Genomic DNA, 11,764 nt, shown 5'->3' with positions numbered 1-11,764 from the left:
ACTCCGGTCTTTCTGGCAGCGCGAGTCCCAGGAGGATCCCTGTGTCGAGTGAACGCGAAACGCCCTCCGGCGCGGCGGCACCCCGCCCGTCGGTACGTGCGCTGACCCGCCTCGCGGGCGTGACGGCGATCGCCGCGGCGCTGGTCGTCGGCGCTTCGGCCACCGCGCTGGCCGCGCCGGGCGCGACCGTCGACGCGTCCGGCGTCGCCAGCGTGGCGCACGCTCCGGCGCCGCCCGCCGCTGACCGCCCGCCGCGCACCACGCACGGCCCGTGCGCGTACACCGAGACGCCCGACGAGCCGGCCGCCCGACCCGTGCCGCTGCCACCCGACCCGCGCCGTACGCCGGACCGGGGCACCGTCCGCGTGACGCTCTCCACCAACCAGGGGCCGATCGGGTTGACCCTGGACCGGGCTGCCGCGCCGTGCACGGTGCAGAGCTTCCTGCACCTGGTCGGTAAGCGGTTCTACGACCGCACCCCGTGTCACCGGCTCACCGCGTACCCCACGCTCAGTGTGTTGCAGTGCGGAGACCCGTCCGGCACCGGCGAGGGCGGACCGGGGTACCGGTACCGCGACGAGCTGCCCACCGACCTGCCGCCCGCGCCCACCGACCCGACCGGCGTACGCCGGCTCTACGCGCGGGGCGTGCTGGCGATGGCCAACGCCGGTCCGGACACCAACGGCAGTCAGTTCTTCCTGGTGTACGCGGACTCGGCGCTGCGCCCCAACTACACGATCTTCGGGACGGTCGACGCGGCCGGGCTGGACACGTTGGACCGGATCGCCGCCGGAGGCATCGCGCCGACGGCCGAGGATCCCGCGCCGGTCGACGGCGCGCCCGCCCTGCCGGTGACCATCTGTCGGGCCGTACGCGCACACCACCACTGATCCGCTGGGCGCGGTGGGCGGCGAGGGCCGCTCACCGCGACGCCGGTTGCCGGAATTTCCGGTATCCCGACCGGTAGCGGCGGAACCAGGTATCCGACCCGGTTCAGGCCGTTGGAACGACGGGGGTCACCCGGTCGACGGCACGGTGGTGCTGTCCCGGACGACCAGTTCGGTGGCGAGCTCCACCCGGGGGGAATCGATGCCCTCACCCTGGGCCAGCCGCAGTACCGTCCGCGCCGCGAGGCGGCCCATCTCCACCAGGGGCTGCCGGACGGTGGTCAGCGGCGGGGACGCCCAGCGGGCCTCCGGCAGGTCGTCGAATCCCACCACGCTGACGTCGTCGGGAACCCGCAGCCCTCGCCGGCGGATGGCCTCGTAGACGCCGAACGCCATCTGGTCGCTGGCCGCGAAGATGCCGGTCGGCGGATCGGCCAGGTCGAGCAGCGCCGTGCCGCCCGCGAAGCCGGAGGCGTGGTAGAAGTCGCCCGGGTAGATCAGCGCGTCGTCCACCGGCACTCCGGCGGCCTCCAGCCCGGCCCGGTAGCCGTCGAGTCGGGCCCGACTGCACAGCAGGTGTGTCGGTCCGGCCACGAATCCGATCCGGCGGTGACCGACCGCCAGCAGGTGCTCGGTCGCGGCGAGCCCGCCCGCCCAGTTGGTGGCGCCGATGGTCGGCACGTCCATGGCCGGCACGCCGGCCGGGTCGACGACCACCACCGGCACGTTGAGGCGGCGTAGCTGTGCGTGCAGCGGCGGGCTCAGGTGCGACGTCACGAAGATGACCCCGTCGGTGGCCCGGGTGCGCAGGTTCTGCAACCACTGCCGGGCCGCGGTGGGCTGCCGGTGGATCGCGGAGACGACGGTGCCGACACCCGCGCCGTGCCCGACGTCCTCGACGCCCCGGATGATCTCCACGGCCCAGGGGCTGTCCAGGTCGTTGAAGACCAGGTCGACGAGGCCCGCGCGGCGGACGCTGCGGCTGCTGCGACGTCGGTAGCCGTGGTGGCGCAACAGCTCCTCGACGCGTTCCCGGGTGTCGGGGGCCACATCGGACCGGCCGTTGAGCACCCGTGACACGGTCGGCACCGAGACGCCGGCCTCCCGTGCGATCGCGGTGATGGTCACCCTGCGTCCGTCGTCCGCGTCCACCCGTGTCTCCTTCACCGCTCCGGGAGGGGCCACCGCCCGCGTCGCCCGTCCCGTGTCCCGGAACGGCACGCCCGCTCCTCGGGTCATCTTGCCTCACCGAGGGGGGTTGACGACACGCCAGGTCGGTCATAGCGTTCGGCAGAGTTGCGGAAATATTCCGGTAATTTGTCGGATGCGTCTCGCCGTACCGTCCCGCGTGACAGACAAGGACGCCATGTACACGGACCTGCCCGAGGAGCAGCTACGCGAGTACCGCGGCGTGGTGCGCGAGCCCGCCGACTTCGACGATTTCTGGGCGCGCACCCTGGTGCAGGCGCGCGAGGCGGCGTGGCCGGTCCGGCTCGAACCCGTGGTGACCGGCCTGACCGCCATCGACGTGTACGACGTGACATTCCCCGGCTTCGCCGGACAGCCCGTACGGGCCTGGCTCCGGGTTCCCCACGGCACCGGCACCGCCCTGCCGACAGTCGTGCAGTACGTGGGCTACGGCGGCGGGCGCGGGCACCCCCTGGAGAACCTGCTCTGGGCGACCGCCGGGTTCACCCATCTACAGATGGACACCCGAGGGCAGGGCTCCGGCTGGAGCCGGGGCGACACCGCGGACCTGGGCGCGACGGGCGCGCAGGCGCCCGGCGTGGCGACGCGCGGCATCGCCGACCCACGCACGTACTACTACCGACGGTTGATCACCGACGCGGTACGGGCCGTGGACGCCGCCCGTACCCTGCCCATGGTCGACCCGACCCGACTGGCGGTGCTCGGGCACAGCCAGGGCGGGGCCATGGCGCTCGCGGCCGGCGCGTTGGCGCCCGGTGTGCGGGCGGTGGTGGCCCTCGTGCCGTTCCTGTGCGACATCCCCCGCGCCGTGGTGGTCACCGACGCCCACCCGTACCGGGAGATCCGTGACTACCTGGCGATCCACCGCGACGCCGAGGAGCGGACGCTGACGACTCTGTCGTACGTCGACGGGGTCAACTTCGCGCGGCGCTGTCGCCGGCCAACCCGCTACTCGGTGGCGTTGATGGACGACATCGTGCCGCCCTCGGGTGTCTACGCCGCCCACAACTCCCACGCCGGGCCGACGGAGTTGTCGGTGTGGCGCTACAACGGCCACGAGGCCGGGGGTATCGACGACGACGAGGCGGCCCTGCGCTTCCTCGCCGCCCAGTTGGTCGAGACGCCCGAGGCGACGAAGACCGCCGTCCACCCGGTTCCGCTGACGCGCGGCGCGTGAGCGGGCCCGCTGGACCAGGCGCGGGACGCGCCGACCGATCTACCGCGCGTCACCGACCGGCTTTGGTAGACAGGACCTGTGCGCAGGTCAGGACGGTTGGGTGGCGTCGCCGTGCTCGCGCTCGCCGCGGCGCTCGGCGGCTGCTCCTCGCCGCCACGCCCCACGCCGACGGTCGCCACCCCGGTCTCGGCGAGCCCTCGACCGACGCCTGACGCCCCTACCACCCGCCCGAGCGCGACCCCGCCCGGCGCGGGCGGGTTGCCGGGCTTCGTGGTGCTGACCGACGTCGACCCGCGCATCCACGCCGACATCCGGTACGCCACGGCGCACAACTTCGTGGGGCGGCCGATCGCCGGCTACCGCGAACCGCTGTGCCTGCTCACCCGGTCGGCGGCCGAGGCGCTGCGCCGGGTCCAGGACGCCGCGCTCGCCGGGGGCCACCGCCTCAAGGTGTACGACTGCTACCGCCCGCAGCCGGCGGTGGACGACTTCGTCGCCTGGTCGAAGCGTCCCGGTGAGCAGCAGACCAAGGCCGAGTTCTACCCGGACCTGGCGAAGGACCGGCTCTTCGCCGACGGCTACATCGGCGCGCCGACCGCGCACAGCCGGGGCAGCACGATGGACCTGACCCTCGTCGACGAGCCCGCCGCCAGCCAGCCCCCGTACCGGCCCGGCCAGTCGCTGGTGGCCTGCACCGCGCCCCGGGCGCGACGCTTCCCGGACAACAGCATCGACATGGGTACGGGCTTCGACTGCTTCGACGCCCGAGCGCACACCGACGACCCCCGGATCACCGGGACCGCCCGGGACAACCGGCGGTTGCTGCGACGGCTGATGACCGACGCCGGATTCGTGAACTACGACCGGGAGTGGTGGCACTACCGCCTCCGTGACGAGCCGTACCCGGACACGTTCTTCGCCGCGCCGGTCGCCCGTTCGTCGGTCGGCTGAGTCCCGGCGGTCAGGTCCAGTAGAGGACGCGGCAGGCGGGTATCCGCGTGGCCAGCTCGTCGGTGAACCACCCTCGCAGCTCGGCCATCGTGTCCCGGGGGTAGACGTACTTCACCGCGCCGAATTTGCCGTGCTTGCGGCTGCGTGCCGCCACGTCCATCTCCAACCGGGTACGCGGGTACCAGCCGAGCAGCACCTCCCGGCTGCCGGGCGTGAACCGGTGGGTGATCAGCTCGGCGGTCAGGTCCAGCTCCGGCACCCCGTCGACCGCCGCGCGGACCTGGTCCAGCAGGTCGCCGTACGCCTCGCGCCAGTCGGGCAGCGCGATGATGGGCGCGATGGTCAGCCCGACGGGATAACCGTCGAGCGCGAGCCGGCGCAGGGCGGCGAGCCGGTCCGGCACCCGGGCGGTGCCGCCCTCGAACCGTTGGCTGACCGGCGCGCAGTTGACGCTGAACCGGACCCGGGTGCGCCCGTGGTGGGGCAGGCCGACGAAGCTGTCCACGTCGGCGTACTTGGTGGTCCAGCGCAACTGCACGGGGGCGTCCCAGTCGGCGAAGTGCCGCACCGCCCGTTGCCAGCTGCCGGTCAGGTGCTCGAGCGCCAGCGGGTCGGTGTAGCAGGACGCCTCGAACGTGGTGCCCTCGTCGGCGCGACGGGCGTCGCGGCTGGTCACCGTGCCGCGCCCGGCGTACGGAGTCAGTCCGGCGAGGATGTCGTCGAGGTCCGCGTACACCCGGGTCACCGGCGGGCCGGAGAGCGAGCCGGCCAGGTAGCAGTACTGGCAGTGCGCGGGGCAGCCCTCGGCGAGGTCGACGCGCCAGTCGGCGCTGGGCGCGATGGGTTGCAGGTCGCGGCGGGACGGCGGGCTCACCACGATCGCCATGGTCGCCTTGGCCCGGGCGTACGTCTCGCGGTCGGTCTGCCCGCGTACTCCGCTGAGTCGGTTGGAGCGGAGCCGTTCCACCTCGATGCCGAGCGCCTGAACCCGGTCGACGATCCGTTGTCCGTGCGGGTGGTCCAGGGCGGCGGGGGTGGCCACCACCCGACCGGGGGTCCAGCGACGCGCGGGTCGCGCCGCCGGGGCGAGGGCGGCCAGGTCGCGGATCGGCACCCGCTCGCCGCTGGCGTCGTGCGGCGCGGCGGGTACGTCCACGGCCAGCGGCGTGTCGACGTCGACGGCGTCCGGGCTGGTCATCGGGCCGGAGTACCCGTTGCCGCAGGAATCCCACCCGATCGCCGTCCTGGCGATTGACGCCGCACGTCGGGAACGCATAACCTTTCGTCTATCTGTAAACCTTGTAAACAGATATACGTCTGACGCGGCGGCGCGCGTCCCGACCGAAGGGACGATCAGGTGATCGCAGAACTCTCCGTTCGTACCAGAAGGATCTTGTCCGTGTTCGTCGCCCTCGTCGTGGCCGTGAGCGCTGGCGTCGGCCTCGGCGTCGCCCGCAGCGCGCAGGCCGCGCCGACGTTCAAGGTCCTGGCCTTCTACAACGGCACCTGGGACGACGCGCACATCGACTTCGTCAAGGACGCGCGCGCCTGGTTCCCGCAGGCCGCCGCCCAGTACGGCTTCTCCTGGGAGGCCACCAACAACTGGAGTCTGCTGAACACGTCCAACCTGGCCCAGTACAAGGTCGTCATGTTCCTGGACGACGCGCCGCCCGCCGCCCAGCGCCCCGCCTTCCAGCAGTACATGCAGAACGGCGGGGCGTGGATGGGCTTCCACGTGAGCGCCTGGACCGACAACCCGTCGAGCTGGAGCTGGTACTACAACACGTTCCTCGGCTCCGGCTCGTTCCGGACCAACACCTGGCTCCCGACCCGGGTCACCATGCGCGTCGACAACCGCACCCACGCGGCCACCCGGAACCTGCCGGCGACGTTCTCGTCGTCGTTCAGCGAGTGGTACTCGTGGAGCAACGACCTGCGGCAGAACTCGAACATCGACATCCTGGCCTCGGTCGACCCGTCGAGCTTCCCGGTCGGCACCGATCCCAACCAGTCCTGGTACAGCGGTTACTACCCGTTGGTCTGGAGCAATCGGCAGTACAAGATGATCTACGCCAACTTCGGGCACAACAAGATGGACTACGGCACCAAGACCGGCCTGTCGTCCACCTTCGACAGCGCCCAGCAGAACAAGCTGCTGATCGACGGGCTGCACTGGCTCGCCGGCGTCGGCACGTCGCCGACCCCGACCCCCACGCCCACCCCGACCGGCAGCGCCGGCCCGATCTCGCCGACCGCCTGGCACACCGTCGTCAACCGGGGCAGCGGCAAGTGCGTGGACGCGCGGGCCGCCGGCACCGCGAACGGCACCGCGATCCAGCAGTACGCCTGCAACAACAGCACCGCCCAGCAGTACCAGTTCGTCCCGACCAGCGACGGCTACCTGCGGGTCAACAACCGGAACAACAGCGCGCAGGTGCTCGACGTCACCGACCGGTCCACCGCCGACTCGGCCCCCATCCAGCTCTGGTCCTACAGCGGCGGCGTCAACCAGCAGTGGCGCGCGGAGTCCGAGGGCGGCGGCTACTACCGCCTGGTCAACCGGAGCAGCGGCAAGTGCCTGGACGTGCCGGGAGCATCCACGGCGGACAGCGTCCAGCTCATCCAGTACACCTGCAACGGCACCGCGGCGCAGTCGTTCCGGCTGGTGGCCGCCGCGTAGGGCCAGTACGACGACGGTCGGTTCGTCGGCTCCGTCACCGTCCCGCCCCGGAGGAGGCCACCTGCGCGTCGGATCCTTTGCACTGCTTCAGCGGAGGAAACACCGGGTGTCCGACTATCGGACGTCAGGGTGTTGCCTGGATTGAAGCAGAGCAAAGGTGGACTCGACCACCATCGCCCGCCCGCGGTCGCTCGGGGCGGCGGCGATAATCCATTGCGGACTCGCCGCCGCCCCTTCTAGGCTCATCGGCGCACGGCCAACTGATCAACCCCGGAGGGAGTACGCCATGTCGCGCCGCGTCCGCACCGACGCCCGCCGGTGTCTGCTCCCCACCGGCGCCCTCGCGCTCGACATCACTGTCCCGCGTGCCTATCGCACCTTGCGGGGCAACGGGTCGGGGTGGCGCGACTGACGCCGACGCTCAGCGCGTCCGCCGGCCGCCCATCCCACCGGGATCGGGCGGCCCTTTCGTATCCGCGTACCGCCGCCGGGCCGCCGCCGGCCGGCGCATGATCGATATCGGTCACCCGCACGACAGAAGGAGACCATCATGGGATTCACCCCGCTCGCCGGGACCCGGGCGCCGGTCCGGGTCTGGACCGACCCGTACGCCATCGAGCCGCAGGCCGCGAAGCAGCTGCGGAACATCGGCGCGCTGCCCTGGGTGCAGGGTGTCGCCGTGATGCCGGACGTGCACTTCGGCAAGGGCGCGACGGTCGGCTCGGTGATCGCCATGCGACAGGCTGTCTCGCCGGCGGCCGTCGGCGTCGACATCGGTTGCGGCATGTCGGCGGTACGCACCTCGCTGACCGCCGTCGACCTGCCCGACGACCTGGGCGGGCTGCGGTCCGCGATCGAGGCCACCATCCCGGTCGGCTTCGCCCAGCGGCCCGAGGCCGTCAACCCGCGTCGGGTCCGTGGGCTGGAGCAGGCCGGCTGGGACGACTTCTGGGGTCGCTTCGCCGGCCTGGACCGTCGGGTGGCGCAGCTCGAGACGCGGGCCCAGCGGCAGCTCGGGACGCTCGGCGGCGGTAACCACTTCATCGAGGTCTGCCTCGAGCAGGGCGGCGACGACGAGGGCCGGGTCTGGCTGATGCTGCACTCGGGGTCCCGCAACATCGGCAAGGAACTGGCCGAGCGGCACATCGGCGTGGCCCGGCGGTTGCCGCACAACGCCGACCTGCCCGACCGGGACCTCGCCGTGTTCCTCGCCGGCACGCCGGAGATGGACGCGTACCGGCGGGACCTGTGGTGGGCGCAGGAGTACGCGCGGCGCAACCGGGCCGTCATGCTGGCCCTGCTCTGCGACGTGGTGCGCGAGCAGTTCCCGCAGGTCGGCTACGACGAGCCCATCTCCTGCCACCACAACTACGTCTCCGAGGAGAGCTACGACGGCGTCGACGTGCTGGTCACCCGCAAGGGCGCGATCCGGGCCGGCCGGGGTGACCTGGGCATCATCCCCGGCTCGATGGGGACCGGGTCGTACATCGTGCGGGGTCGGGGTAACCCGGACGCGTACTGCTCGGCGTCGCACGGTGCCGGGCGGCGGATGTCGCGGGCGCAGGCGAAGCGGACGTTCAGCACCGCCGACCTGGCCGCGCAGACCGCGGGCGTGGAGTGCCGCAAGGACGCCGGGGTGGTCGACGAGATCCCCGGCGCGTACAAGGACATCACCGCCGTGATGGCCCAGCAGGAAGACCTGGTGGAGGTGGTCGCGCACCTCAAGCAGGTCGTCTGCGTCAAGGGCTGACGAGGGTACGCGCGGGCCGGGAGCACCGGCCCGCGCGTCATCCTCAGAAGCCGACGAAGACCCGACGCAGGTCGTCCAGGGTCACCGGGCCGTTCACCTGCACACCGTCCGGCGTGTAGCGGGACCCGAGCCGGCCGACCACCAGCCGCAGCCACGCCTCGGCCGGCAGGGACAACTCGCCGTCCGGCTGCTCCGGCGCGTCGGTCAGCGTGATCGGCTCGCCCAGCCGCAGCCCGAACGTCCGCTCCGGGTCCCGCAGGCGTACCAGCAGGGTCGCCTCGCGGCCGGCCAGTTCGGTGGGCCGGCTGGTCCAGCTCAGCATGCCGCCGATCTGGTCGAGGAGCAGCGGCACCGCCTCCGGCGTCACCGCCGCGAACGGGTTGAACGCCACCTCGGCGTCCCACTGGTGAAAAGCGAACTCGCTGAGCCGGAACCGGGCGGCGGTGGCCACGTCGACCGGCTCGGGAAGGAAGCCGAGGTTGATCCGCAGCGACTCGCGGGTCTCGGCGTCGAGCGCCTCGTACGCCTCGACCAGACGCTCGTTGGACGCCAGGAAGCTGGCGGCGTGTTCCTCGGGGGACATGGCGTCCCAGCGCTGCCACACGCCGCGGTTGAAGTCGCCGTCCGGGGCGGGCGTGCCCTCGATCGAGGCGTTCAGCCCCGCGAGGCCGATCTCGGCGCCGCTGCCCAGGTGGCTGAGCACCTGGGAGACCTGCCATTCGCTGGCCCCCGAGGGCTGGCGCAGGTCGTCGTCCTTCAGGTCGCGCACGAGCGCGGCGAGCTCCTCGTGGCCCGCCCGTAGCGCGTGGATGATCTGGTCGGCAGCCGTGGACATGTGTCTCCTCAACGGATCTTCGACGATGGTCGGGACGCTACCCGATTTCAGCCCATGTGCACGGCGTTGCCGGCCGGGATGTCCTCCTTGCGGACCTTCACCAGGACCAGGGTGACCAGCCCGGCGAGCACGATCAGTACCGCGCCCCAGGCGAACGCGACGCGGTACCCGTGCACCAGCGCCTCCACCTGGGTGACCGGGTTCGGCGCCTTACCGACCAGGTACGCGGTGACCGCGCTGGTGTAGAAGGTGTTCAGCAGCGCGGTGCCGAGTGAGCCACCGACCTGCTGGGTGGCGTTGAGCGTGGCGCTGGCCGCGCCGGCGTCGTGCTCCGGCACCCCGACCAGCGCGAGGCTGGACAGCGGGACGAAGGTGAAGCCGAGCCCCAGGCCCAGGACGACCTGGGCGGGCAGCAGGTGGGTGAGGAACGAGGTGTCGACGTCGATCTGGGTCAGCACCAGCATGCCCGCGGCGGCGAGCACCGCACCGGCGACCATCAGCGGCTTGGCGCCCAGTCGCGGCATGAGCTGGCTGGCGCCACCCGCGGCGATCAGCACACCGGCGGTGACCGGCAGCGACGCGAGGCCGGCCTCCAGGGGCTTGTACTGCAGGACCACCTGGAAGTAGAAGGTCAGGAAGAGGAACGCCCCGAACAGGCCCGCGCCGATCAGCGTCGAGGTGAGGTACGCCCCGCCCCGGTTGCGGTCCAGGATGATCCGCAGCGGCAGCAGCGGGTGGTTGGTGCGCAGCTCGATCACCACGAAGGCGGCCAGCAGCACCACACCGGCGGCGATGAAGCCGAGCGTGGCGGTCGCGTCCCAACCGTCCTCGGCCGCCTTGGTGAAGCCGTAGACGAGGGAGACCAGACCGGCGGTGACGACGACCGCGCCGGGCACGTCGTAGCGGGTGTTGCCGTGCGCCCGACTCTCCGGCACGAGCGGGAGGGCGAAGGCGATCGCGACGGCGGCGACCGGGATGTTGACCAGCAGGCACCAGCGCCAGTCGGCGTACTCGGTCAGCACCCCGCCGAGCAGCAGCCCGACCGCGGAGCCGCCACCGGCGATCGCGCCGTACACGGCGAACGCCTTGGCGCGCTCGGTGGCCTCGGTGAACAGCACCGTGAGCAGGGCCAGGGCGGCCGGCGCGAGCAGCGCGCCGAACGCGCCCTGCAACGCGCGGGCGGCGAAGAGCATCCCACCGGTGGTGGCGAGGCCGCCCAGCGCGGAGGCCAGCGCGAAGCCGGTCATGCCGACCAGGAAGGTGCGCTTGCGCCCCCAGTAGTCGGCGATCCGGCCGCCGAGCAGGAGCAGACCGCCGAAGGCCAGCGTGTAGGCGGTGATCACCCACTGCCGGTTCGCGTCGGTGATCCCCAGGTCGGCCTGAGCCTGGGGGAGCGCGATGTTCACGATGGTGGCGTCGAGGACGACCATCAGCTGCGAGACCGCGATGACCCCCAGGGCGATCCAGCGCCGCGGGTGCGGGGCGCCTGTCGACGTCCCGGCGCCGGGGGCGCCGGGGGCGGTCGAGGTGGTTCCGGGCATGGTGAAGCCTTCCGTGGTGCGGATGTTGATGGATCAGGCCTGGGACGGGCGGTCGTGCCGGTAGGTCAGGACCGGGATCAGCACCTGGTCGACGACCTGGGTGAGGAACGCGTCGTCGGCGGGTAGACCGTGCGCGACCAGTCGGGACATGAGGAGCGCGGGCGCGAGATCGTGGAACAGGTCCCGTTCGCCGGCCTCCGGGGGGATCTCCCCACGGGCGGCGGCGCGGACGAGGACGGCGGTGCTGGCCACCCGACCGGCGGGCAGCACCTGGTGGCGTACCAGACGCTCCAACTCCGGACTGGTCCGCATCGCGAAGGTCAGCGCCTGCATCAGGTCGCAGTCGGCGACGCAGATGGCGGCCGTGGCGCGGAGCAGCTCGAGCAGGTCGCCCCGCAGCGAGCCGGTGTCGGTTGGGTTGAGCACGCCGACCTGGCGGTCGCTCAGGGCGGCGACGACCAGCTCGGCCTTGCCGTCCCACCGTCGGTAGATGGTGGCCTTGCTCACGTGGGCGCGGGCGGCCACGGCGTCGATGGTCATCCGGTCGTAGCCGACCTCGCGCAGCAGGTCGATCACCACGCTGAACAGGTCGGTGCTCGTGCACCGGGCCGACCGCGCGGCCGGCACGCCGACGCCCGCGCTCACCTGCTGACCCTCCAGCACTGGCACCCCCCCCCGGTGAAACGATGTCGTACTGACCCTAGTTCGCTCGGAGCCCTTCCTGCAGGCTTTTA

The 11,764-nt window shown here is 72.1% G+C and carries 10 protein-coding genes; 5 read left to right on the top strand and 5 right to left on the bottom strand.

Features of this window, described 5'->3' with window-relative positions; translation table 11 throughout:
• Positions 1 to 41 precede the first annotated feature (41 nt).
• Positions 42 to 890, top strand: coding sequence for a peptidylprolyl isomerase (locus ABZ272_RS12290; RefSeq protein WP_355049990.1), 849 nt, complete (start codon positions 42 to 44; stop codon positions 888 to 890).
• Positions 891 to 1,016: 126 nt separating this feature from the next.
• Here ABZ272_RS12290 and ABZ272_RS12285 read toward each other — a convergent pair whose 3' ends face one another.
• Positions 1,017 to 2,039 (bottom strand): LacI family DNA-binding transcriptional regulator, encoded by a 1,023-nt coding sequence (locus ABZ272_RS12285; RefSeq protein WP_355049989.1) that lies wholly within the window; start codon positions 2,037 to 2,039, stop codon positions 1,017 to 1,019.
• 214 nt (positions 2,040 to 2,253) lie between these two features.
• On the opposite strand from ABZ272_RS12285, the gene ABZ272_RS12280 reads away from it, so the two are divergent.
• On the top strand, positions 2,254 to 3,273 hold the full coding sequence (locus ABZ272_RS12280; RefSeq protein ID WP_355050212.1) for an acetylxylan esterase: 1,020 nt from the start codon (positions 2,254 to 2,256) through the stop codon (positions 3,271 to 3,273).
• A 78-nt stretch (positions 3,274 to 3,351) separates the two neighbouring features.
• Positions 3,352 to 4,224, top strand: a complete 873-nt coding sequence (locus ABZ272_RS12275; protein ID WP_355049988.1) for a M15 family metallopeptidase — start codon at positions 3,352 to 3,354, stop codon at positions 4,222 to 4,224.
• Between the two features lie 10 nt (positions 4,225 to 4,234).
• Here ABZ272_RS12275 and ABZ272_RS12270 read toward each other — a convergent pair whose 3' ends face one another.
• A complete protein-coding gene (locus tag ABZ272_RS12270; RefSeq protein ID WP_355049987.1) occupies positions 4,235 to 5,422 on the bottom strand; it encodes a spore photoproduct lyase family protein in 1,188 nt (395 codons plus the stop codon).
• A gap of 201 nt (positions 5,423 to 5,623) precedes the next feature.
• Between ABZ272_RS12270 and ABZ272_RS12265 the strand changes: the two genes are divergently transcribed.
• Both ABZ272_RS12265 and ABZ272_RS12260 read left to right on the top strand, forming a co-directional pair.
• Entirely contained in the window at positions 5,624 to 6,904 is a 1,281-nt protein-coding gene (locus ABZ272_RS12265) for an RICIN domain-containing protein (RefSeq protein WP_355049986.1), read from the top strand.
• A gap of 550 nt (positions 6,905 to 7,454) precedes the next feature.
• Entirely contained in the window at positions 7,455 to 8,654 is a 1,200-nt protein-coding gene (locus ABZ272_RS12260) for an RtcB family protein (protein ID WP_355049985.1), read from the top strand.
• 43 nt (positions 8,655 to 8,697) lie between these two features.
• Here ABZ272_RS12260 and ABZ272_RS12255 read toward each other — a convergent pair whose 3' ends face one another.
• From ABZ272_RS12255 to ABZ272_RS12245, 3 genes are read right to left on the bottom strand one after another with little or no spacing between them, the layout of a single operon-like run.
• Positions 8,698 to 9,489 (bottom strand): maleylpyruvate isomerase family mycothiol-dependent enzyme, encoded by a 792-nt coding sequence (locus ABZ272_RS12255; protein WP_355049984.1) that lies wholly within the window; start codon positions 9,487 to 9,489, stop codon positions 8,698 to 8,700.
• 47 nt (positions 9,490 to 9,536) lie between these two features.
• The gene (locus ABZ272_RS12250) at positions 9,537 to 11,030 is read right to left on the bottom strand and encodes an MFS transporter (protein ID WP_355049983.1); all 1,494 of its coding nucleotides are present in this window, start codon (positions 11,028 to 11,030) and stop codon (positions 9,537 to 9,539) included.
• Positions 11,031 to 11,063: 33 nt separating this feature from the next.
• Positions 11,064 to 11,699, bottom strand: coding sequence for a TetR/AcrR family transcriptional regulator (locus ABZ272_RS12245; RefSeq protein WP_355049982.1), 636 nt, complete (start codon positions 11,697 to 11,699; stop codon positions 11,064 to 11,066).
• Positions 11,700 to 11,764: the final 65 nt, after the last annotated feature.

Origin of the sequence: Micromonospora sp. NPDC005979 (genome assembly GCF_040614415.1) — a bacterium.
Classification (GTDB): domain Bacteria; phylum Actinomycetota; class Actinomycetes; order Mycobacteriales; family Micromonosporaceae; genus Micromonospora.
This window is presented reverse-complemented; position numbering and strand designations above follow the sequence as displayed.